General features: G+C 71.4%; 14 protein-coding genes, 1 rRNA gene and 1 pseudogene. 12 read left to right on the top strand and 4 right to left on the bottom strand.

From position 1 onward, the window contains the following. Positions 1-115 (top strand): 5S ribosomal RNA (rrf, locus tag ITX44_RS40295); the annotation flags it as partial. A gap of 119 nt (positions 116-234) precedes the next feature. On the opposite strand, the gene ITX44_RS40290 is transcribed toward rrf, so the two are convergent. Beyond that, a complete protein-coding gene (locus tag ITX44_RS40290) occupies positions 235-1,587 on the bottom strand; it encodes a proline-rich domain-containing protein (RefSeq protein WP_205365171.1) in 1,353 nt (450 codons plus the stop codon). A 93-nt stretch (positions 1,588-1,680) separates the two neighbouring features. Between ITX44_RS40290 and mtnA the strand changes: the two genes are divergently transcribed. The 7 genes and pseudogenes from mtnA to ITX44_RS40255 all read left to right on the top strand — a co-directional run. Continuing rightward, entirely contained in the window at positions 1,681-2,733 is a 1,053-nt protein-coding gene (mtnA, locus tag ITX44_RS40285; RefSeq protein WP_205365169.1) for an S-methyl-5-thioribose-1-phosphate isomerase, read from the top strand. 320 nt (positions 2,734-3,053) lie between these two features. Further along, positions 3,054-3,743, top strand: coding sequence for an MtrAB system response regulator MtrA (gene mtrA / locus ITX44_RS40280; RefSeq protein WP_205365167.1), 690 nt, complete (start codon positions 3,054-3,056; stop codon positions 3,741-3,743). 52 nt (positions 3,744-3,795) lie between these two features. Next, positions 3,796-5,718: an MtrAB system histidine kinase MtrB gene (mtrB, locus tag ITX44_RS40275; RefSeq protein WP_236062523.1), complete on the top strand. Its 1,923-nt coding sequence runs from the start codon at positions 3,796-3,798 to the stop codon at positions 5,716-5,718. Then, positions 5,718-7,553, top strand: a complete 1,836-nt coding sequence (locus ITX44_RS40270) for an LpqB family beta-propeller domain-containing protein (RefSeq protein ID WP_205365153.1) — start codon at positions 5,718-5,720, stop codon at positions 7,551-7,553. The genes mtrB and ITX44_RS40270 overlap by 1 nt, the downstream gene beginning before the upstream one ends. A gap of 102 nt (positions 7,554-7,655) precedes the next feature. Beyond that, positions 7,656-8,366 carry a ComF family protein gene (locus ITX44_RS40265; RefSeq protein WP_205365151.1) on the top strand — a complete coding sequence of 237 codons (711 nt, stop codon included), beginning with the start codon at positions 7,656-7,658 and terminating at the stop codon, positions 8,364-8,366. Between the two features lie 272 nt (positions 8,367-8,638). Beyond that, positions 8,639-9,322, top strand: a complete 684-nt coding sequence (gene hpf, locus ITX44_RS40260; protein ID WP_307795720.1) for a ribosome hibernation-promoting factor, HPF/YfiA family — start codon at positions 8,639-8,641, stop codon at positions 9,320-9,322. 179 nt (positions 9,323-9,501) lie between these two features. Next, positions 9,502-10,179: pseudogene (locus ITX44_RS40255) on the top strand (response regulator); the annotation flags it as partial. Here ITX44_RS40255 and ITX44_RS40250 read toward each other — a convergent pair. After that, positions 10,176-11,363 (bottom strand): winged helix-turn-helix domain-containing protein, encoded by a 1,188-nt coding sequence (locus ITX44_RS40250; RefSeq protein WP_205365140.1) that lies wholly within the window; start codon positions 11,361-11,363, stop codon positions 10,176-10,178. The pseudogene ITX44_RS40255 and the gene ITX44_RS40250 sit on opposite strands and share 4 nt — an antisense overlap. A 100-nt stretch (positions 11,364-11,463) precedes the next feature. Next, on the bottom strand, positions 11,464-12,075 hold the full coding sequence (locus tag ITX44_RS40245) for a GNAT family N-acetyltransferase (protein ID WP_205365138.1): 612 nt from the start codon (positions 12,073-12,075) through the stop codon (positions 11,464-11,466). Positions 12,076-12,307: 232 nt separating this feature from the next. Between ITX44_RS40245 and secA the strand changes: the two genes are divergently transcribed. After that, positions 12,308-15,127 carry a preprotein translocase subunit SecA gene (gene secA, locus ITX44_RS40240; RefSeq protein ID WP_205365136.1) on the top strand — a complete coding sequence of 940 codons (2,820 nt, stop codon included), beginning with the start codon at positions 12,308-12,310 and terminating at the stop codon, positions 15,125-15,127. Positions 15,128-15,219: 92 nt separating this feature from the next. Here secA and ITX44_RS40235 read toward each other — a convergent pair whose 3' ends face one another. Then, on the bottom strand, positions 15,220-15,552 hold the full coding sequence (locus ITX44_RS40235; protein WP_205365127.1) for an Rv3235 family protein: 333 nt from the start codon (positions 15,550-15,552) through the stop codon (positions 15,220-15,222). A gap of 387 nt (positions 15,553-15,939) precedes the next feature. Between ITX44_RS40235 and ITX44_RS40230 the strand changes: the two genes are divergently transcribed. From ITX44_RS40230 to ITX44_RS40220, 3 genes are all read left to right on the top strand, one after another. Beyond that, positions 15,940-16,446, top strand: coding sequence for a DUF6912 family protein (locus ITX44_RS40230; protein WP_205365125.1), 507 nt, complete (start codon positions 15,940-15,942; stop codon positions 16,444-16,446). A gap of 140 nt (positions 16,447-16,586) precedes the next feature. Then, positions 16,587-17,237 carry an HAD family hydrolase gene (locus ITX44_RS40225; protein WP_205365123.1) on the top strand — a complete coding sequence of 217 codons (651 nt, stop codon included), beginning with the start codon at positions 16,587-16,589 and terminating at the stop codon, positions 17,235-17,237. A gap of 302 nt (positions 17,238-17,539) precedes the next feature. Continuing rightward, positions 17,540-22,498, top strand: a complete 4,959-nt coding sequence (locus ITX44_RS40220; protein WP_205365121.1) for an NAD-glutamate dehydrogenase — start codon at positions 17,540-17,542, stop codon at positions 22,496-22,498. Positions 22,499-22,535: the final 37 nt, after the last annotated feature.

Below are 22,535 nucleotides of genomic sequence, written 5' to 3'. Positions count from 1 at the left end.
CGGTGGTCATAGCGAGAGGGAAACGCCCGGTTACATTCCGAACCCGGAAGCTAAGCCTTTTAGCGCCGATGGTACTGCAGGGGGGACCCTGTGGGAGAGTAGGACGCCGCCGAACAATTTTTGAGAAGCCTCGGTCTCCTGGACTTCGTCCCGGAGACCGAGGCTTTTTTGTTGCCCGTATCTGCCGCTCCCCTCCCCGGGGCTCGGCAGATACGGCGGCGATCAGTCGCTTGCTCAGTCGTTCTTCGTGGCCCGCGCGAGTTCCAGGTCCAGGGACTCACGGCGAATCCGCTGGTCCATGTAGAGGAGCGCGGTGACGCCGGCCGTGATGGGGAGGGTGACGGCCGAGCCGATGGCTCCGCCCACGCCGGCAATGACGAGGAATCCCCAGCCGGGGTTGGAGCTGTCCGACATGAAGGCGGAAAGTCCGCCGTCGCCGGTGACCGCTGAGCCCAGCAGGCTGAACGGGGTGCTGATCACGCCCTGAGCGATGGTTGACAGCAGCAGCCCGAGGAGCTGGACGCCGAGGACACGCCACCACGCGTCCCGTACCAGCTTCGCCGACCGCTTCAGGGCGGCCGTCACGCCTTGCCGCTCCAGTATCAGAGCGGGTGCGGCCAGGCTCCACTGCACCAGCAGCCATACCTCGACGACCAGGCCGGCGATGCCGCCGAGAACGCCGAGCGATGCGCCGCCGCTCGGGGAGCCGGCCACGGCGACCAGCAGACCCGGCAGTGTGGCCACGGCCATGACGCCGACGCTGAAGAGCGGCAACAGCGCCCCAAGGGCCAGGAGATGCCGCAGCCGGGGCCTGGCCAGCTGCCAGGCCTCACGAGCACTGACCGGGCGGCCGAGCACCGCTCGGCTGGTGACCGGGGTGAGCACGGCGGTGGCGGCGCACCATCCGATGAGAGCGACCACGAAAGTGAGGACACCACCGGCCACGGTGCCGCTCAGGGCGTGCGCGATGTCGCCGACGCTCGGGTCGGGGTTGTCCCGCAGGTTGTTCAGACGCGTGTCGTCGATGAACAGGCCCTGCACCAGGACGGACACGGTCTCGGTGACCAGGGCGATCCCCAGGGTGGCGCCGATGACGGTTCGCCAGTGCAGTCGCAGCGTCGTGAGCGCGCCGTCCAGGATCTCGCCCGCTCCGAGCGGCCGGAGCGGGATGACCCCGGGCTTCGGCGCGGTCGGTTGCTGTTGCCACCCCCACCGCTGCCCGCCCCACTGCTGCTGGGCGCCGGGCGCCGGGGTGCCCTGGCGCGGCCCGCCCCACTGCTGGGGAGGAGCACCGGGTGGGGGCGACCAGCGGGCCCAGCCGGTGGTGGTGGGGGGCGGCTGACGTTGCGACCAGCCGCGGTAACCCCCGGCAGTCGGGCCGTCGGTGGGTGCGTCGGCCGTATCCGCCGGGGCGGACGTATCGAACGTGCCGGAGCCCGTAGCAGTGGACGCGGACGGCGGGGAATCGGTACCCGAGGAGCTTGAACCGGAAGAGGACGACGACGTGGGGGGAGCGGTGCCGCTGCCGGCGTCCGGCTCGGGAGAGTCGGAGGATCCGGGCGGTGTCGGGCCCGGAGGGTTGGTCATCGGAGGCTGCCCCTTCGTGTCGCTCGTGCGGTAGGTGGCCGCCATCGTGTCATGGGCTGCCGTCAAATCGGCTCGGGAGGGCAGACTGAGGGAATGGCTGATCACTTCGCGCGACCCGAGTCCGGCCCCATTCCCGCGCTGCGTTGGGAGGAGCCGCCGGAGGGTCCGGTCCTGGTGGTACTCGATCAGACCCGGCTTCCCCAGGAGGAGGTCGAGCTGGTGTGTACGGATGTGCAGGCGCTGGTGGGGGCGATACGGACGCTGGCGGTACGCGGGGCTCCGCTGCTGGGGCTGGCGGGTGCGTACGGGATCGCGCTCGCGGCGGCGCGCGGGTACGACGTCAACGAGGCCGCGGAGGCGCTGGCGCACGCGCGGCCGACGGCGGTGAACCTGGAGTACGGGGTACGGCGGGCGGTGACCGCCTTCCGGGAGGCGGGCTCCGGGCAGGGCGTGGCCGCGGCGCTCGCGGAGGCGCGGGCGCTGCACGCGCAGGACGCGGCGGCCAGTGCGGCGATGGCCGAGCAGGGTGAGCGGCTGCTGGCCGAGCTCGTACCGGGCGGCGGCTACCGCATTCTGACGCACTGCAATACGGGCGCCCTGGTCTCCGGCGGCGAGGGCACGGCCTTCGCGGTCGTCATGGCGGCGCACAAGGCCGGCGAACTGCGGCGGCTGTGGGTGGACGAGACGCGACCGCTGTTGCAGGGCGCGCGCCTGACGACGTACGAGGCGGCACGGGCCGGGATGGCGTACACGCTGCTGGCGGACAACGCGGCGGGCTCGCTGTTCACGGCGGGTGAGGTGGACGCGGTGCTGGTCGGTGCCGACCGGATCGCGGCGGACGGCTCGACGGCCAACAAGGTGGGCACGTATCCGCTGGCGGTGCTGGCCAAGTACCACCATGTGCCGTTCGTCGTGGTCGCCCCGACGACGACGGTCGACCTCGCGACGCCGGACGGCTCCGCGATCGAGATCGAGCAGCGGGCCGGCAGCGAGGTGACCGACCTGGCGCCCTCCCCGCTGGGCACGCAGGCGTACAACCCGGCGTTCGACATCACACCACCCGAGCTGATCACGGCGATCGTGACCGAGAACGGCATCGTCTCCCCTGTGACGTCCCCCAGCCTCGCGGCGGTGTGCCCGGCGTAGTATCCGGCGCCCCGCGGCGTCGCCGCCCCTCCACCAGCACGGATGCGTTGGTGGAGGGGCGGCGGCGTATCCGCTGTCCCCGCAGCCCCAAAGGACGAGCCGGCCGATCGAGGGGAGGTTATCCACAGGCGGAGGTGCCGCACCGAGGGTGACCGGGCCATACTGGCGGCATGAAGCAGGGTCGCGGCCGACGGCAGTGGGGGATTCACCGCTGACGTCAACGGCGACGGATTCCGCTGGACGTCTGTGGACATTCATGGACAATGGCCCAGCTCGTGACCTCGATCACCGAAGGTCACGGGAACCGATATGTAAATGGGATGATGGTCGGTATGAAGGGACGTGTCCTGGTCGTCGACGACGACACCGCGCTGTCGGAGATGCTTGGCATCGTGCTGCGCGGAGAGGGTTTCGAGCCGTCGTTCTGTGCGGACGGTGACAAGGCGCTGACGGCGTTCCGGGAGACCAAGCCTGATCTGGTGCTCCTGGACCTGATGCTGCCCGGTCGGGACGGCATCGACGTGTGCCGGCAGATCCGGGCGGAGTCCGGTGTGCCGATCGTGATGCTCACGGCGAAGAGCGACACGGTGGACGTGGTGGTCGGCCTGGAGTCGGGCGCGGACGACTACGTGATCAAGCCGTTCAAGCCGAAGGAGCTGGTGGCCCGGGTACGGGCGCGGCTGCGGCGGGCGGAGGAGCCGACGCCCGAGCAGCTCACCATAGGTGACCTGGTCATCGACGTGGCCGGGCACTCGGTGAAGCGGGACGGCCAGCCGATCGCGCTGACCCCGCTCGAGTTCGACCTGCTGGTGGCGCTCGCCCGCAAGCCGTGGCAGGTGTTCACCCGCGAGGTGCTGCTGGAGCAGGTGTGGGGGTACCGGCACGCAGCGGACACCCGGCTGGTGAACGTGCACGTGCAGCGGCTGCGGTCCAAGGTGGAGCAGGACCCCGAGCGCCCGGAGATCGTCGTGACGGTTCGCGGCGTCGGCTACAAGGCGGGCCCGGGCTGAGATGTGCGCGTCGTACGAGCGTGAGCGGCTGGAGAGTCGGCTGGTGGACCCCATGCAGGGGCTGCTGCCGGTGATCCGATCGTTCGTGCGCTGGGTGCGCCGCCCGGTGCAGCCCGCTGTCCGGCTGTGGCGGCGCAACCTCCAGCTCCGCGTGGTCGCCTTCACCCTGCTGATGTCGGTCGGGGTGGTGCTGCTGCTCGGCTTCGTGGTCATCGGGCAGGTCAAGAACGGGCTGCTCGATGCCAAGGAGAAGGCGGCGGAGAACCAGGCGACCAGCGGGTTCTCCATCGCCAAGACCATGGCCGAGCGCGGCACCCAGACTCAGGACACCTCGGGCAACGGCACGCCGCGCACGCCGGTGGACTCCGAGAACTGGCTGAACAGCCTGGTCGAGCAGTTCTCCAGTGGCGGCAAGGGCGTCTACTACATCGCCACGCTCAGTCCGGCCAACGCCGGCAAGTCGTTCGGCGAGGGCGGGGCGTACGCACGCGGGCCGCGCGGCTCGAACGGGGTGCTGCCGGGGCAGAGCATCCCCAAGAGCCTCAGTGACGCCGTCGAGACGCACACCGGCGCCCTGGAGCAGTACACGGTGATCAGGACCGATTCCGGCGGCGCCCAGCGCGGGCTGGCCATCGGCAAGCGCCTGACCGACATCAACGGCACCACGTACCAGCTCTACTACCTCTTCCCCTTCGACCAGGAGGAGAAGACGCTCGGCCTGGTCAAGGGCACCCTCGCCACGGCCGGGATATTCGTGGTGGTGCTGCTGGGCGCGATCGCCTGGCTGGTCACCCGGCAGGTGGTCACCCCGGTGCGGATGGCCGCCGGGATCGCCGAGCGGCTGGCCGCCGGGCGGCTCCAGGAGCGGATGCAGGTCACCGGCGAGGACGACATCGCCCGGCTCGGCGAGTCCTTCAACAAGATGGCGCAGAACCTCCAGGTCAAGATCCAGCAGCTCGAGGACCTGTCCCGGATGCAGCGCCGCTTCGTCTCCGACGTCTCGCACGAGCTGCGCACCCCGCTGACCACGGTCCGGATGGCCGCGGACGTGCTGCACGACGCGCGCACCGACTTCGACCCGGCGACCGCGCGGTCCGCGGAGCTGCTGCAGAACCAGCTGGACCGGTTCGAGTCGCTGCTGTCGGACCTGCTGGAGATCAGCCGCTTCGACGCGGGCGCGGCGGAGCTGGCGGCCGAGCCGATAGACCTGCGCGACGTGGTGCACCGTGTGGTGGACGCCGCCGAGCCGCTGGCCGAGCGCAAGGGCAGCCGGGTGCTGATACGCGGCGATGCGCAGCCGGTGATCGCCGAGGCCGACCCGCGGCGGGTCGAGCGCGTGCTGCGCAACCTGGTCGTCAACGCGATCGAGCACGGCGACGGCCGGGACGTGGTGGTACGGCTGGCCACGGCAGACGGCGCGGTGGCGATCGCGGTGCGCGACTACGGCGTCGGGCTGAAGCCGGGCGAGGCGACGCGCGTGTTCAACCGTTTCTGGCGGGCCGATCCGGCGCGGGCACGTACCACCGGCGGCACCGGCCTGGGGCTGTCCATCGCGGTTGAGGACGCCCGGCTGCACGGCGGCTGGCTGCAGGCCTGGGGCGAACCGGGCGGCGGCTCGCAGTTCCGCATGACGCTGCCGCGTACGGCCGGCGACAGCCTGCGCGGTTCGCCGATCCCGCTGGAGCCGGACGACTCACGGCGCAATCGCGGGCTGAACTCCTCGGGGCTGCCCGGCCGGCCCGCCGCGCCGCAGCTTCCTTCGGGGTCGCCGCAGGTGCCGGTGCCTCGTACGGGCACGTCCGGCGCCGCGGGCGGGCCGGGTGGCTCGGGCACGGCGCGCATGATGGGCGGTGCGAACGGTACGCCGGGGCCCGGCCATGCGCCGCGGCCGCCGTCCGCGGATCCGGCGGCGCTGCCCGGCACCGGCGCGCGGGTGGTCGAACGCAGGGACGCGGCTCGGGAGGACGACAGCTGATGCGAGCGATGGGGGGCCTGCGGTTGCTGCGCCACGGCTGGGTGCCGGTGTGCGCGGCGCTGCTGCTGGCCGGCTGCGCCTCGATGCCCGGCAGCGGCGAGGTCCGCAAGGTCGGCGACGGCCAGGGCCCTGACAACGGCTCGCAGATCAGGGTGTTCGGCATCCCGCCGCAGCCCGGGGAGAACGCGCAGGACGTCGTCAACGGCTTCCTCGAGGCCACCACCAGCGGCGAGGACGATTTCGCGACCGCCAAGAAGTACCTGACGACGAGCACCGCGGCGCACTGGAACCCCTACGCGCAGATCACCGTGTACGCCAGCAGCTCGCCGGACAGCAACGAGGACCTCGGCAGCGGCCGCAAGGACGGCTGGGCCACTGTGGACCTGTCCGGGCACATGGCGGCCGTGGTGGACGGCAAGCACACCTACCGGCCGGACGAGAACGCCTTCCAGACGTCCTTCCACCTGGTCAAGGTCAACAACGAGTGGCGCATCGACGAGCTGTCCGACGGCCTGGTGATGTCGCTGTCGAACTTCCAGCGGCTGTATCACTCGGTGGACATGTACTACTTCGCGAAGGCCGGCCCGGACGCGCAGCGCGTCGGCGGCGGGGGCGAGCGGCTGGTCGCCGACCCGGTGTATCTGCGCAACGAGAACGATCCGCTGCTGCCGACCGTCAGCGCCCTGCTCGACGGCCCCACGCAGTGGCTGGCCCCGGTGGTGTCCACGGCGCTGCCGCGCGGGACGCACCTGTACGACAAGGGCGACGACCACGGGGTCACGCTGGACGACGCCCAGCACCTGCGGGTGCGGCTCGACCACGCGGCGGACGGGCTGCGCGGCCAGGACTGCGTGCGTTTCGCGGCGCAATTGTTCGCCACCGTGCACGAGGAGGCGTCGCCGAAGCTGGCCTCGGCCGAGGTGCAGCACGCCGACGGCTCCACGGCGTGCGTGCTGCCCGGCGCGCAGGCGCAGCAGTACGACCCGGCCGGCGGGACCGGCGCCCCCGCGCGGGCGTACTACATCACCTCCGACTCCCAGCACCAGCTCGTGGTGGTCAACGGCGACGACACCCATGCCGACCCGGTGCCCGGCCCCTTCGGCACGGGCAAGGCGGATCTGGGCGCGGTCGCGGTGCGGCAGGACGAGCATGTGGCGGCGGCCGTCAAGAACAACGGCAAGGACCTGGTGGTGGGCTCGCTGACCGGTCCGGGGACCTTCGGCCCCGTCGTGGCCAGCAGCCACGCGCACGACACGAAGGACAACGGGCTGAGCGCGCCGAGCTGGGACGGTTTCGGCGACCTGTGGGTGGCCGACCGCAATCCGGCCGCCCCGCAGCTGCTGGTGCTCAGCGAGGGCGCCGGGCAGCCCGTCGCGGTGTCCGTGCCGAAGCTGACCGGCCGGATCGAGTCGCTGCGGGTGGCCTCGGACGGGGTACGGCTCGCGCTGGTGGTCCAGCAGGGCGACACCACCGTGCTGAAGCTCGGCCGGATCGTGCGCGGGGGCACCCCGGCGCACCCGCAGTTCTCGGTGGCCGGGCTGCTCACCCTCACCCCGACCGACGAGGACGTGACGTCCGTGTCCTGGGCGGGTTCCAGCCGCCTGGTGGTGCTGGGCGGCGTCCAGGGCGGCGTGCAGCAGATCCAGTACGTCAACACGGACGGCTCGGCGGCCTCCGCGCTGCCGGGTGTGTCCGAGGCGGCCTCCGTGGCCGCCTCGGAGGACCAGTCCCGTCCGCTGCTGGCCGCCTACAACGGTTACGTCTACCGGCTGCCGGCCGACGCGAACTGGAAGCAGCTCACGCCCAAGGGAAGCAATCCCGTCTATCCGGGGTGATCGGGTCGGCTGGTTCATCGGCTGAGCGGCCGCGTGCGGGTTTTCCACAGCCCTCGAACGGGTGACTGGCGACACACGCGGCGCAACCCTCACTGTGGAGTCATGCGGGGCTGGTGGCAGGAAATCACCGGGCTGGTGCTGCCGGTGGACTGCGCCGGCTGCGGGCGTCCGCGGACGGAGCTGTGCGCGCGGTGCCGGGGGCTGCTGGGCGGGGCGGCCTCGGTACGGCGGGTGCGTCCGTCGCCGGAGCCGCCCGGGCTGCCGCCGGTGTGGGCGACCGCGCGGTACGGGGACGAGGTGCGGGCCGTCGTCCTGGCGCACAAGGAGCGCGGTGCGCTGGGGCTCGCCCGGCCGCTGGGCACGGCCTTGGCCGCGGCCGTCCAGCGGGTGGGTGTCTCCGGCCCAGTGCTGCTGGTGCCGGTGCCCTCGGCGCGGCGGGCGGTGGCCCGGCGTGGGCACGACGCCATCGCCCGCATGACCCGCGCGGCGGCCCGGGAGCTGCGCGGGCGGGGTGTGCCGGCCCGGGCGGCGCCCGTGCTGCGGCAGCGGCGGCCGGTCGCCGACCAGTCCGGCCTCACCGCGGCCGGGCGGCTGGCGAACCTGTCCGGCGCTCTGGCGGCCGCGGCCGGTTCCGGCGCGCTGCTGTCCGCCGCCCCGGTAGTGCTGGTCGACGACCTGATGACCACGGGCGCGTCACTCACCGTGGCCGCGCGGGCCGTCACGGTCGCGGGCGGGCGGGTCGCCGGAGCGGCCGTGGTGGCCGGTCCGCGCGATCCGGAGGGCCGTCCGGAGGGGCATGCCCGCAGGTGGTGAACGAGGAGTTTCACCCGAACGGAGGTAAGGCGTCGTTGGGGATGCCGACTTCCGCACTACGGGTCTATGTTCGGGGGTGAGGGATGCGGACACCTGGGGTGTCGATCTTCCTCGTGGGGCAAGAGGAGGTGAAAGCCGCGGCTTCGCGGTACCCGGAAAGCCCCGGGAGGCGAAGCGGCAGCCGACGCAGCGCCGGACGGGTGGCACCCGTTCGGCCTTCAGGAAAGGGACCGCCCCCGGACGCAGGGAGCGGTCCGGGAACGGAGTTCTGCGTGGACATCGTCGTCAAAGGCCGCAAGACAGAGGTGCCCGAGAGGTTCCGGAAGCACGTGGCCGAGAAACTGGACAAGATCCAGAAGCTCGACGGCAAGGTGATTCGCCTTGACGTCGAGGTGTCCAAGGAGCTCAACCCCCGGCAGGCGGATCGGGCCGACCGGGTGGAGATCACGCTGAACACCAGGGGGCCGGTGGTGCGCGCAGAAGCCGCCGCCGCGGACCCCTACGCCGCCCTCGACGTGGCGGTCGGCAAGTTGGAAGCGCGGCTGCGCAAGGCCGCGAGCAAGCGCCACACCCGCCGCGGGACCGCGCGTACCCCGGCCGCGGAGGTCGGCGAGAGCGTCCCGGGAGCAGCCACCATCAACGGGGACGGGACGTTCGACGCCGACGCCGAGGCGGAAGCCGAGCCCACCACGCGGATCGGCCGTCTGGAGGTGCGCGGGGAAGGCCCGCTGGTGGTCCGGGAGAAGACCCACCTGGCCGCTCCGATGGCGCTCGACCAGGCGCTGTACGAGATGGAGTTGGTCGGGCACGATTTCTACCTGTTCGTCGACAGTGAGACCAAGCAGCCGAGCGTGGTCTACCGTCGGCACGGCTACGACTACGGCGTCATCCATCTGAACGCGGACGCGGCGGGGGTGGAGTCCCCGTCCGGGGCCGGTGGGACGTTGCGCCGCTGACCCGATGCCCGCGGGCGGCCCGCCCGCTCGGTGCCCCCAGGGTGTTCCTGGGGGCACCATCGTGCCGCGACGTGAAATGCTGGACCAGTGCTCAACTCTGGTCTGAGGGGGAGGATCTGATGCCGGACGTCGAACACGGGACCCCTGGGGAGCGCGGCCCGCTCCCCTACCAGGAGCCCGTGGGGCCGGCTCGTGCGGAGCCGATCCGGGTGCTGGTGGTCGACGACCACGCGTTGTTCCGGCGCGGGCTGGAAATCGTGCTCGCGCAGGAGGAGGACATCCAGGTCGTCGGGGAGGCGGGGGACGGGGCGGAGGCCGTGGAGAAGGCGGCCGACCTGCTGCCGGACATCGTGCTGATGGACGTGCGGATGCCGCGCCGCGGCGGGATCGAGGCGTGCACCTCCATCAAGGAGGTCGCCCCGAGCGCCAAGATCATCATGCTGACCATAAGCGACGAGGAGGCCGACCTCTACGAGGCGATCAAGGCCGGTGCCACCGGCTACCTGCTCAAGGAGATCTCTACGGACGAGGTGGCGACCGCGATCCGAGCGGTGGCCGACGGGCAGTCGCAGATCAGCCCGTCGATGGCGTCCAAGCTGCTGACCGAGTTCAAGTCGATGATCCAGCGCACCGACGAGCGGCGGCTGCTGCCGGCGCCCAAGCTCACCGACCGCGAGCTCGAGGTACTGAAGCTGGTGGCCACCGGGATGAACAACCGTGACATCGCCAAGCAGTTGTTCATCAGCGAGAACACCGTGAAGAACCACGTGCGCAACATCCTGGAGAAGCTCCAGCTCCACTCCCGGATGGAGGCCGTGGTGTATGCGATGCGGGAGAAGATCCTGGAGATCCGCTAGCGGGGGTCCTGCGCGCGCTTGACCGCGGTGACCAGCGGTTCGCGCAGCGTCTCCGGCAGTACCTTCTCCACCCGGACCTCGTCGCAGCCGACCCAGCCCGCCGCCTCGGCCATCGCGTCGGCGGCGGGCTGCACGGCCTTGGAGCCGTCGAGCGACACCTGCCGGGCCACCAGGGTGCGGCCCTCGCGCGCCGGGTCGACCCGTCCCACCAGGCGGCCGCCGGCCAGCAGCGGCATGGCGAAGTAGCCGTGCACCCGCTTGGGCTTGGGGGTGTAGGCCTCCAGCCGGTGGGTGAAGCCGAAGATCCGCTCGGTGCGCGGCCGGTCCCAGACCAGGGAGTCGAACGGGGACAGCAAGGTGGTGCGGTGCCGGCCGCGCGGCTCGCTCGCCAGCGCCGCCGGGTCGGCCCAGGCGGGCTTGCCCCACCCCTCGACCTCCACCGGCACCAGACCGGTGTCGGTTATCACCGAGGAGACCTGCTCGCCGGTCAGCCGGTGGTAGTCGGCCAGGTCGGCGCGGGTGGCCACACCCATCGCCGCTCCGGCCTGGGCCACCAGCCGGCGCATGCACTCGGCGTCGTCGATGTCGTCGTGCAACAGGCCGTCCGGCACCACCCGCTCGGGCAGGTCGTACACCCGCTTCCAGCCGCGGCGCTCGGAGACCACCACGTCACCGGTGTCGAGCAGCCACTCGACCGCGATCTTCGTCTCGGACCAGTCCCACCACGGTCCGCCGTTCTTCGCCCCGCCGAGCTGGGTGGAGGTCAGCGGTCCCTCGGCCCGCAGCCGGTCCAGCACGGCCGCGGTGGAGCGATCGGCGTCGGCCAGTACGTGCCAGCGCCGGCCGCGCGCCCGCCGGGCCCGGCGGCGGAAGGCGAAATGCGGCCATTCCTCGATCGGCAGCACGCAGGCGGCGTGCGACCAGTACTCGAAGGCGTGGTGGTCGCTCCAGTACGCCCCCTCCACCGCCGCGCGGCCGACCGCGCCGAGCCGGGCGTACGCGATCAGTTCGTGCGATCTGGCCAGCACCGAGATCGTGTCGAGCTGCACGGCGCCCAGCGAGCGCAGCACCCCGCGGGTCCCCGCCCGCCGGTCCGGCGCGCCCAGCAGCCCCTGGGCGCGCAGGGCGATCCTGCGGGCCTCGTCGGCGGACAGGGACATCGTGGGCGGCGGCAGGAGCGTCATGGCCGAAAGGGTAGGACGCCCCACTGACAACGCCACCGACAAGCCCACCGAGAAGCGCGCTGACAACCTCATGGGCAGTCGGCCGGGCGAGGCCTCGCGGTCAGTGCCCGGCGTCCCCTACGGCCTCGGGATACGGCAGATACGGCGTCGCGGTGGCGCGGGCCCAGTCCGAGGGGAGCAGGGAGCCGGCCCAGGCATCGCGCCGGGTGCCCGCGTATATGATCTTCGACCGCAGTGTGCCCTCCATCACGAAGCCGACCTTCAGGGCCACCGCGCGGGAGCCCTCGTTGCCGGCCTCTGCGTACCACTCGATGCGCTCGGCGCCCAGGTCCTCGAAGGCCCACCTGCACACCTCGCGGCCGGCCTCGGCGGTGTAGCCCTTGCCGCGCGCCTCCTTGGCCGTCCAGTAGCCGAGCTCGGCCTGGCGGGTGGGCGCGTGCAGGACGCCGGCCAGCCGGACCAGGCCCATGCAGCCCACCAGTACGCCGTCTTCCCGGCTGAACAGGCCGAAGTTGTAGAGCGAGTCGTCCCGCCACCCCTGCGGACAGATCCGCCCGGTGAACTCCTCTGCGTGCTCGCGCGTGTACGGTGAGGGCACGCTGGTCCAGCGCGGGATCTCCGGGTCCTGGCAGGCGGCGTGCACCGCGTCGGCGTCGTCCGGTCCCAGCGGGCGCAGGAGCAGGCGGTCGGTGGTCAGGGAAACGGGCTCCATGGCGGCGCGGGCCTTCCGGTCGTAACGGTGAGGAACGGGGGAACTACGGGCGTTCGCCGAGTATCCCGGAGTCCCGTCGTTCACGGAAAACCGTTTTGCCACAGCTGGGCCTCCCGGCCCGCGGGGCTCCTCGCTTACGATGGCCGTTGCAGCAGGGTCCGTGACACAGAAGAAACCCCGCTGTGCCAGCGCGGGAGCCGCGCCAGGCCCGACCGGCAAGGAGCCAGCCTACGTGTCCGTCATCAACAAGCTCATGCGTGCAGGCGAAGGCAAGATCCTGCGCAAGCTGCACCGCATCGCGGACCAGGTCAATTCCATCGAAGAGGATTTCGTCAACCTCTCCGATGCCGAGCTGCGGGCCCTCACCGACGAGTACAAGGAACGGTACGCCGAGGGCGAATCCCTGGACGATCTGCTCCCCGAGGCGTTCGCGACAGTCCGTGAGGCCGCCAAGCGCGTACTCGGGCAGCGCCATTACGACGTGCAGATCATGGGAGGTGCCGCGCTGCACCTCGGCTACGTCGCGGAGATGCGCACCGGCGAGGGCAAGACCCTGGTCGGCACCCTGCCCGCGTACCTGAACGCCATCTCCGGCAAGGGCGTGCACATCGTCACGGTCAACGACTACCTCGCCGAGCGCGACTCGGAGTGGATGGGCCGCGTGCACAAGTTCCTCGGCCTGGAAGTCGGCTGCATCCTGGCGAACATGGCGCCGCCCGAGCGCCGGGAGATGTACCACTGCGACATCACCTACGGCACCAACAACGAGTTCGGCTTCGACTACCTGCGCGACAACATGGCGTGGGCCAAGGACGAGCTGGTCCAGCGCGGCCACAACTTCGCCATCGTCGACGAGGTCGACTCCATCCTGGTGGACGAGGCGCGCACCCCGCTGATCATCTCCGGCCCCGCCGACCAGGCCACCAAGTGGTACAGCGACTTCGCGCGCCTGGTGCTCCGGCTCAACCGCGGCGAGGCCGGCGGTCTCGGCAAGGAGGAGACCGGCGACTACGACGTGGACGAGAAGAAGCGGACCGTCGCCATCCACGAGCCGGGCGTGACCAAGGTCGAGGACTGGCTGGGCATCGACAACCTCTACGAGTCGGTGAACACCCCGCTGGTCGGCTACCTGAACAACGCCATCAAGGCCAAGGAGCTGTACAAGCGGGACAAGGACTACGTCGTCATGGACGGCGAGGTCATGATCGTCGACGAGCACACCGGCCGTATCCTGGCCGGTCGCCGCTACAACGAGGGCATGCACCAGGCGATCGAGGCCAAGGAAGGCGTGGAGATCAAGGACGAGAACCAGACGCTCGCCACGATCACCCTGCAGAACTTCTTCCGCCTGTACGACAAGCTGTCCGGCATGACCGGTACGGCCATGACCGAGGCCGCCGAGTTCCACCAGATCTACAAGCTCGGCGTGGTGCCGATCCCGACCCACCGCCCGGTGTCCCGGCTCGACCGCCCCGACCTGATCTACCGGACCGAGGAGGCGAAGTTCGCCGCCGTGGTCGAGGACATCGTGGAGAAGCACGAGAAGGGCCAGCCGGTCCTGGTCGGCACGGTGTCGGTGGAGAAGTCGGAGTACCTGTCGGCGCAGCTGTCCAAGCGGGGCGTGCCGCACGAGGTGCTGAACGCCAAGCAGCACGACCGTGAGGCCTCGATCGTCGCTCAGGCCGGCCGCAAGGGCGCCGTCACCGTGGCCACCAACATGGCCGGCCGCGGTACCGACATCAAGCTCGGTGGCAACCCCGACGACCTGGCCGAGGCGGAGCTGCGCCAGCGCGGCCTGGACCCGGTCGAGCACGTCGAGGAGTGGGCGGCGGCGCTGCCCGAGGCGCTGGAGCGCGCCGAGGCGGCGGTCAAGGCCGAGCACGAGGAGGTCAAGGACCTCGGCGGCCTGTACGTGCTGGGCACCGAGCGGCACGAGTCGCGCCGCATCGACAACCAGCTGCGCGGCCGCAGCGGCCGCCAGGGCGACCCCGGCGAGTCCCGCTTCTACCTCTCCCTCGGCGACGACCTGATGCGGCTGTTCAAGGCGCAGATGGTCGAGCGCGTGATGTCCATGGCGAACGTGCCGGACGACGTGCCGATCGAGAACAAGATGGTCACCCGCGCCATCGCCTCGGCCCAGTCGCAGGTCGAGCAGCAGAACTTCGAGATCCGCAAGAACGTCCTGAAGTACGACGAGGTGCTCAACCGGCAGCGCGAGGTCATCTACGGCGAGCGCCGCCGCGTCCTGGAGGGCGAGGACCTGCGCGAGCAGGTGCAGCACTTCATGGACGACACCATCGACGCGTACATCGACGCCGAGACCCGCGAGGGCTTCGCCGAGGACTGGGACCTGGACCGGCTGTGGGGCGCCTTCAAGCAGCTCTACCCGGTCAACGCCACCATCGAGGAGCTGGAGGAGGAGGCCGGCGACCGCGCCGGGCTCACCTCGGAGTTCATCGCGGAGGCCGTCAAGGAGGACGTCCACGAGCAGTACGCCGAGCGGGAGAAGCAGCTCGGCGAGGAGATCATGCGCGAGCTGGAGCGGCGCGTGGTGCTCTCGGTGCTGGACCGCAAGTGGCGTGAGCACCTCTACGAGATGGACTACCTCCAGGAGGGCATCGGGCTGCGCGCCATGGCGCAGCGCGACCCGCTGGTGGAGTACCAGCGCGAGGGCTTCGACATGTTCACCGCCATGATGGACGGCATCAAGGAGGAGTCGGTCGGCTACCTGTTCAACCTGGAGGTCCAGGTCGAGCAGCAGGTCGAGGAGGTCCCGGTGGCCGTGGCCCCGAGCGACATCCACGAGGCGCCGCCGTCCCTGACCAAGGAGCGGCCGGAGTTCAGCGCCAAGGGCCTGGAGCAGCCCAAGCGGGTCGACCGGCTGCACTTCTCCGCGCCGTCGGTGGACGGCGAGGGCGGCGTCGTCGAGGGCGACTTCAGCGAGCCCTCGCCGAACGGCGGCCCGCAGGACGAGGAGCCGGCCGGCGCGGCGGGCAGCACCCGCGCGGAGCGCCGCAAGGCCCAGAAGGGCGGCCGGCGCCGCAAGAAGTGAGAAACCGGCGCCCATGGTGTCGTACGGCCGGAGGCCGGGCCCGCTGGGGTTCGGCCTCCGGCCGTTTGCGCCGTACGCCGTCACGTACGCCGTCACCGGGCCGCGACCGCGGTGCAGCGCCAGCGGGCGGCGCCGTAGCCGGGGCCGGACTCCTCGTCGCCGGGCTCCAGCCGGAAGGCCAGGGCACGGAAGACGTCCTGGTCCAGCGCGACCACGGCGGCCACTTCGAGGGCGCCGTCCGTGGTGGGGAAGACCCGGCAGCGGTACACGTACGGGGTACGGCCGCGCACCCGACGGCGCCAGTCGGTGCGAGCGCCGCGCAGCTCCCACAGTGCTTCGTACACCTCGTCGCGCACACGGCCCGCCAGCGCCGTCAGCGGCCGGCGCCCGGTCAGTACGTCCAGCAGTAGGCCCGCGAACCACACAGGGGGCGGCAGCGGGCGCAGAGCGACCGCTGGGCGGGCGGCCCCGGGGCGTGATCCCGGGTGCGTTCCTGGGCGCCGGGTGTCCCGGCGGCCGGGTGGTCCGGTACGGCCTCCGGTACGGCGCGCGGCGGGCGGGGCGGCCGGCCCCGACCGGGGCGGGGACGTGGCGGCGGGCCGGGCCGCCGCGGGGGAGCCGGGCCGGGGCAGGGGCGTGGCAGCGGACGCGGGCAGGGGTGTGGTGGGCACGGGCGTTCCCCCGAAGATTAGTTACCGACTGGTAGGCCGGTTTTAGGGGGTCGGGGCCCGATTGGCAAACGCCGGTCGGCGTCATCTGCGGGCCCGGCGAGATTCACCTATCAGCGTGGTGGCCGCCGTATGCTTCACGCCATGCGCGTCTACATTCCCACCACACTTCCGGGGCTCGCCGAGGCGTACAAGGCCGGAATTGTGGGGCCCGGGCCGCTGGACGCCTTCGCCGTCACGCCCGGTCTGCGCGAGTGGTACGTCTCGGACGACCTCGAGGAACTCGAGTACGCGGCGCTGACCCGGGCCGCGCAGGCGTCACTGCGGCTCCTCGCGGTACACCCGGACGTGCCACGCCGGCGGGTGGTGATCGCGGTGGACGTTGCCGACAACGCGGTGCGCCACGACCCGGACCGCGGCCTGGACCCGGCCGCGCTCGGCGAGGTACGGCTGGAGCGCGAGGTCCCGATGGCCAAGGCCGCGGCCGTGCACGTGGACGGGCCGGAGGCGGAGGAGGACGTCACCGCCGCGGCGGCCGCGCTCGGAGCCGCCGACGCGGGCGACGACGACGCGCAGTTCACCGTGGACGGCGCGGAGGACCACGAACTGCTCTGGTACGCCACGCAGGAGATCCCCAACCTGATCGGCTGACCCGCCCCGGCCTCCACCGCCCCGGGTACCGCCCTCCCGCGTGCTCGCCGGGCCCTTCGCACGCCCGTCCCACCTGCGCGAACGCAAGTTATCCACAGGGCCGGATCCCGTCGGCCGTCGGCCCGAGTACGGTTCTTCGTGTGAACGCGCATCTCGTGTGGGACTGGAACGGCACCCTGTTCCACGACATGGACGCGGTGATCGAGGCCACCAACGCCTCCTTCGCCGAAGTCGGCATGCCACCGATCACGCTGGACCGCTACCGCGAGCTGTACTGCGTGCCCGTGCCCAAGTTCTACGAGCGGCTGATCGGCCGGCTGCCCAGCGACGCCGAATGGGCCGTGCTGGACGAGGCGTTCCACCGCTACTACTGGACGGCGGCCGAGCGCTGTGGTCTCGCCGAGGGCGCCGCCGAGCTCCTCGCCGCCCGCAGCTCGGCCGGCGGCTCCCAGTCGCTGTGCTCCCTGGCCCCGCACGAGCGGCTGCTGCCCCTGCTCACCACGCACGGCATCGCCGCGCACTTCGTACGGGTGGACGGCCGCACCGGCCCGTCCGGCGGCGGCAAGGCCGCCCAGATGGCCCGGCACCTGGCCGGTCTGGGACTTGTGCCGCAGCGGGTGGTCGTCATCGGCGACGCCCTCGACGACGCGGTCGCCGCCGCGCACGTGGGGGCGCACGCGGTGCTCTACACCGGCGGGTCCAACAGCCGGGCCGGTCTGGAGGCGGCCGGTGTGCCCGTGGTGGACAGCCTCGCCGAGGCCGTCGCCGAGGCCGAGCGGATAGCTGCCTGACCATCGGCGCCCGGCCTGTTCACCGGTGGTTTCCGGCCATGTTTCCGGCCGGTTTCTGGCCATATCGGCGAAGGCTGCACTGTGCATTTGTACGAAGTCGTCGCCTGACAGGCACCCCGGACGGAGCGATAGCCTTACTGAGGTGATCACCGTCGATCCGTCCCCCCGGGGCCCGTACGTGCTGACGGGCACGGCGAACCCCGTTTCCGGCATAGCGTCGTCCCGTAGCGGAAACCCCGCGCCGAGGGACGTCGTGCCATCACCCGACGTCACGCAACGGCGCGCGACAGGAGTCAGAGGACATGCAGACCAAGCTGGACGAAGCCAGGACCGAGCTGCTGGAACGAGCAGCCCGGGTAGGTGAGAACAGCCCGGCGGGCGGACTGCCCGGCCAGGGCCTCGACACAGAGGCGCTGACCGCGTTTCTTCACCGTTACTACCTGCACACCGCGCCCGAGGACCTGATCGACCGCGACCCGGTCGACGTCTACGGGGCCGCGCTCTCGCACTACCGGCTCGCCGAGGTCCGACCCCAGGGCACCGCGAACGTCCGCGTGCACACCCCCACCGTGGAAGAGAACGGCTGGCAGAGCAGCCACACCGTCGTCGAGGTGGTCACCGACGACATGCCGTTCCTCGTCGACTCGGTCACCAACGCCCTCACCCAGGCGAACCGGGCGATCCACCTGGTGATCCACCCCCAGTTCCATGTCCGCCGGGACGTCACCGGCAAGCTGCTTGAGGTCATCGGGTCGGTCAGCGGCCAGGAGGACCTGCCGCAGGGGCACGACGTGCTGGTCGAGTCCTGGATCCACGTCGAGATCGACCGCGAGACCGACCGCGCGGACCTGAAGGAGATCACCGCCGACCTGCGCCGCGTGCTGTCCGACGTGCGCGAGTCGGTCGAGGACTGGACCAAGATGCGGCAGGCCGCGCTGTCCATCGCCGACGACCTGGCGACCGAGCCGATCGCGCTGCCGGAGCAGGAGACCGGCGAGGCGTGGGAGCTGCTGCGCTGGCTGGCCGAGGACCACTTCACCTTCCTCGGCTACCGCGAGTACGAGCTGACCACCGAGGCCGGTCCGGACGGTACCGAGGAGGACGTGCTGGTCGCCGTGCCCGGCACGGGCCTGGGCATCCTGCGCTCCGACCCGCAGCACCCGGCCACCGACAGCACTCACCCCGGACACCCCAACTCGCCGTCGTTCAGCCGGCTGCCCGCCGACGCCCGGGCCAAGGCCCGCGAGCACAAGCTGCTGATCCTCACCAAGGCCAACAGCCGCTCCACCGTGCACCGGCCCTCCTACCTGGACTACGTCGGCGTCAAGAAGTTCGACGCCGAAGGCAACGTGACCGGCGAGCGGCGCTTCCTCGGCCTGTTCTCCTCGGCCGCCTACACCGAGTCGGTGCGGCGGGTCCCGGTCATCCGGCGCAAGGTCGAGGCGGTGCTGGAGGACTGCGGCTTCTCCACCGACAGCCACGACGGCCGCGACCTGCTCCAGATCCTGGAGACCTACCCGCGCGACGAGCTGTTCCAGACCCCCGTCGACGAACTGCGGTCCATCGCCACCAGCGTGCTGTACCTCCAGGAGCGCCGCAAACTGCGGCTGTTCCTGCGCCAGGACGAGTACGGCCGCTACTTCTCGGCGCTGGTCTACCTGCCCCGGGACCGCTACACCACCGAGGTGCGGCTGCGCCTGACCCACATCCTCCAGGAGGAACTGGGCGGCCACAGCGCGGACTTCAGCGCCTGGAACACCGAGTCGGTGCTCTCCCGGCTGCACTTCGTGATCCGGGTCGACCCCGGCACCCCGCTGCCGTCGCTCACCGACTCCGACATCGAGCGGATCGAGAACCGCCTGGCGGAGGCCACCCGGTCGTGGGCCGACGGCTTCGCCGAGGCGCTGAACGCCGAATGCGGCGAGGAGCGGGCGGCCGAACTCGCCCGCCGGTACGGCGACGCCTTCCCCGACGGCTACCGCTCCGACTTCACCCCCCGCGCGGCCGTCGCCGACCTCCAGCACCTGGACAGCCTCGGCGTGGACGACTTCACGCTGAGCCTGTACGAGCCGGTGGGCGCCGCCCCGGAGGAGCGCCGGTTCAAGATCTACCGCACCGGCGCCCCCGTGTCGCTGTCGGCCGTGCTGCCGGTGCTCCAGCGGCTCGGCGTCGAGGTGGTGGACGAGCGGCCCTACGAGCTGCGGTTCCCCGACGGCGCCCGCGCCTGGATCTACGACTTCGGGCTGCGTGTGGAGGCCCCGCTCAGCTTCGGCGGGCGGGGCGGCGGCTCACTCGGGGAGGACGCGCGCGAGCGGTTCCAGGAGGCCTTCGCGGCGACCTGGACCGACCGGGCCGAGAACGACGGCTTCAACTCCCTGGTGCTGCGAGCCGGCCTGGACTGGCGGCAGGCGATGGTGCTGCGCGCCTACGCCAAGTACCTGCGGCAGGCCGGTTCGACCTTCAGCCAGGACTACATGGAGGACACCCTCCGCAACAACGTCCACACCACCCGGCTGCTGGTCAACCTGTTCCAGGCCCGCCTGTCGCCCGACCACCAGCGGGCCGGCAGCGAGGTCATCGACGGCATCATGGAGGAGCTCGACGGCGCCCTGGACCAAGTGGCCAGCCTGGACGAGGACCGCATCCTGCGGGCGTTCCTCACCCTCATCAAGGCCACGCTGCGCACCAACTACTTCCAGCGCGCCGAGGACGGCCGCCCGCACGCCTACCTGTCGATGAAGTTCGACCCGCAGGCCATCCCCGACCTGCCCGCGCCGCGGCCGGCGTACGAGATCTGGGTGTACTCCCCGCGGGTCGAGGGTGTCCACCTGCGGTTCGGCAAGGTCGCGCGCGGCGGCCTGCGCTGGTCCGACCGCCGGGAGGACTTCCGCACCGAGGTGTTGGGCCTGGTCAAGGCGCAGATGGTGAAGAACACCGTCATCGTGCCGGTGGGCGCCAAGGGCGGCTTCGTCGGCAAGCGGCTGCCCGACCCGTCGGTGGACCGCGACGCGTGGCTGGCCGAGGGCATCGCGTCGTACAAGACGTTCATCTCCGGGATGCTCGACATCACCGACAACCTGGTGGGCGGCGAGGTCGTCCCGCCGCGGGACGTGGTGCGGCACGACGAGGACGACACGTACCTGGTGGTGGCGGCCGACAAGGGCACGGCGGCGTTCTCCGACATCGCCAACGAGGTCGCAGTCGGCTACGGCTTCTGGCTCGGCGACGCCTTCGCCTCCGGCGGCTCGGTCGGCTACGACCACAAGAAGATGGCCATCACCTCCCGCGGCGCCTGGGAGTCGGTCAAGCGGCACTTCCGCGAGACGGGCCACAACACGCAGGAAGAGGACTTCACGGTCGTCGGCATCGGCGACATGTCCGGCGACGTGTTCGGCAACGGAATGCTGCTGTCCGAGCACATCCGCCTGGTGGCCGCCTTCGACCACCGGCACATCTTCATCGACCCCAAGCCGAACGCGGCCACTTCCTACGCCGAGCGCCGCCGCCTGTTCGAACTGCCCCGCAGCAGTTGGGCCGACTACGACACCTCGCTGATCTCCTCCGGCGGCGGGATCTTCCCCCGCACCGCCAAGGCGATCCCGCTCAACGCGCAGATCAGGGCCGCGCTCGGCATCGAGACCAAGACCGCCAAGATCACCCCGGCCGAGCTGATGAAGGCCATCCTCCAGGCCCGGGTGGACCTGCTGTGGAACGGCGGCATCGGCACGTACGTGAAGGCGTCCACCGAGTCGCACGCCGACGTCGGCGACAAGGCCAACGACGCCATCCGCATCAACGGCGCCGACCTGCGGGTCAAGGTGGTCGGCGAGGGCGGCAACCTGGGCTTCACCCAGCTGGGCCGGATCGAGTTCGCGCGGGCCGGCGGCCGGATCAACACCGACGCCATCGACAACAGCGCCGGCGTGGACGCCTCCGACCACGAGGTCAACATCAAGATCCTGCTCAACAGCGTGGTCGACAACGGCGACCTGACGGTCAAGCAGCGCAACACGCTGCTGGCCGAGATGACCGACGAGGTCGGCGAGCTGGTGCTGCGCAACAACTACGCGCAGAACGTGGCGCTGGCCAACAGCATGGCCCAGGCCCCGAGCCTGCTGCACGCCCACCAGCGGCTGATGCGCCGGCTGGTCCGGGACGGCCGGCTGGACCGGGCGCTGGAATTCCTGCCCACCGACCGGCAGATCCGCGAGCGGCTCGCCGCTGGCCAGGGCCTGTCCCAGCCGGAGATGGCGGTCCTGCTCGCGTACGTCAAGATCACCGTCGCCGACGAGCTGATCCACACCGACCTGCCCGACGACCCCTACCTGCGGGCGCTGCTGCACGCGTACTTCCCGGTGCCGCTGCGCGAGGGATTCGCCGAGCAGATCCACCACCACGCCCTGCACCGGGAGATCGTCACCACCGTCCTGGTCAACGACACGGTGAACACCGCCGGCACCACCTTCCTGCACCGCTTCCGGGAGGAGATCGGCGCCACCACCGACGAGATCGTCCGGGCGCACACCGCGGCCCGCGCGATCTTCGAGCTCGGCCCGATCTGGGACGAGGTGGAGTCGCTGGACAACGTGGTGGGCGCCGAGGTGCAGACCCGGATCCGGCTGCACGCCCGCCGCCTGGTGGAGCGGGCGAGCCGCTGGCTGCTCAACAACCGGATGCAGCCGCTGCGGATCGCCGAGACCATCGACTTCTTCGGCAAGGGCGTCGCCATGGTCGGGTCGCAGCTTCCCCGGCTGCTGCGCGGCGCGGACCTGGAGTGGTACCAGCAGATCCACGACGACATGGCCGGTGCCGGGGTGCCGGAGGAGCTGGCGGCGAAGGTCGCCGGACTGTCCTCGTCGTTCCCGGCGCTGGACATCGTGGAGGTGGCCCACCGCGGCGGGCACGAGCCGCTGGACGTGGCCGAGGTCTACTTCGACCTCGCCGACCGGCTGCAGATCACCCAGCTCCTGGACCGGATCATCCTGCTGCCGCGGGCCGACCGCTGGCAGTCCATGGCCCGCGCCGCCATCCGCGAGGACCTGTTCGCCGCGCACGCCGCCCTCACCGCGGACGTGCTCGCCGCCGGGGCGGCCGGTGCCACCCCGGAGCAGCGGTTCCAGGCATGGGAGGAGCAGAACTCCGGGCTGGTCAACCGGGCCCGCGCCACCTTGGAGGAGATCCAGGGCGCCGAGGAGTTCGACCTGGCCACCCTGTCGGTGGCGATGCGGACCTTCCGCACGCTGCTGCGCACCCACCGCTGAGCCCGACGGCGGGAGGTGGGGCCGGAGCCCGGCGGGA

This window comes from Actinacidiphila acididurans (genome assembly GCF_016918855.1).
Taxonomy (GTDB): domain Bacteria; phylum Actinomycetota; class Actinomycetes; order Streptomycetales; family Streptomycetaceae; genus Actinacidiphila; species Actinacidiphila acididurans.
The sequence above is the reverse complement of the archived record's forward strand: the minus strand, read 5'-3'. Positions and strand labels throughout refer to the sequence as shown.

Excerpts from the sequence above, each read along its gene's own strand:
- ITX44_RS40290 (WP_205365171.1), bottom strand. The coding sequence starts at position 1,587 with ATGACCAACCCTCCGGGCCCGACACCGCCCGGATCCTCCGACTCTCCC.
- mtnA (WP_205365169.1), top strand. The coding sequence starts at position 1,681 with ATGGCTGATCACTTCGCGCGACCCGAGTCCGGCCCCATTCCCGCGCTG.
- mtrA (WP_205365167.1), top strand. The coding sequence starts at position 3,054 with ATGATGGTCGGTATGAAGGGACGTGTCCTGGTCGTCGACGACGACACC.
- mtrB (WP_236062523.1), top strand. The coding sequence starts at position 3,796 with ATGCAGGGGCTGCTGCCGGTGATCCGATCGTTCGTGCGCTGGGTGCGC.
- ITX44_RS40270 (WP_205365153.1), top strand. The coding sequence starts at position 5,718 with ATGCGAGCGATGGGGGGCCTGCGGTTGCTGCGCCACGGCTGGGTGCCG.
- ITX44_RS40265 (WP_205365151.1), top strand. The coding sequence starts at position 7,656 with ATGCGGGGCTGGTGGCAGGAAATCACCGGGCTGGTGCTGCCGGTGGAC.
- ITX44_RS40250 (WP_205365140.1), bottom strand. The coding sequence starts at position 11,363 with ATGACGCTCCTGCCGCCGCCCACGATGTCCCTGTCCGCCGACGAGGCC.
- ITX44_RS40245 (WP_205365138.1), bottom strand. The coding sequence starts at position 12,075 with ATGGAGCCCGTTTCCCTGACCACCGACCGCCTGCTCCTGCGCCCGCTG.
- ITX44_RS40230 (WP_205365125.1), top strand. The coding sequence starts at position 15,940 with ATGCGCGTCTACATTCCCACCACACTTCCGGGGCTCGCCGAGGCGTAC.
- ITX44_RS40220 (WP_205365121.1), top strand. The coding sequence starts at position 17,540 with ATGCAGACCAAGCTGGACGAAGCCAGGACCGAGCTGCTGGAACGAGCA.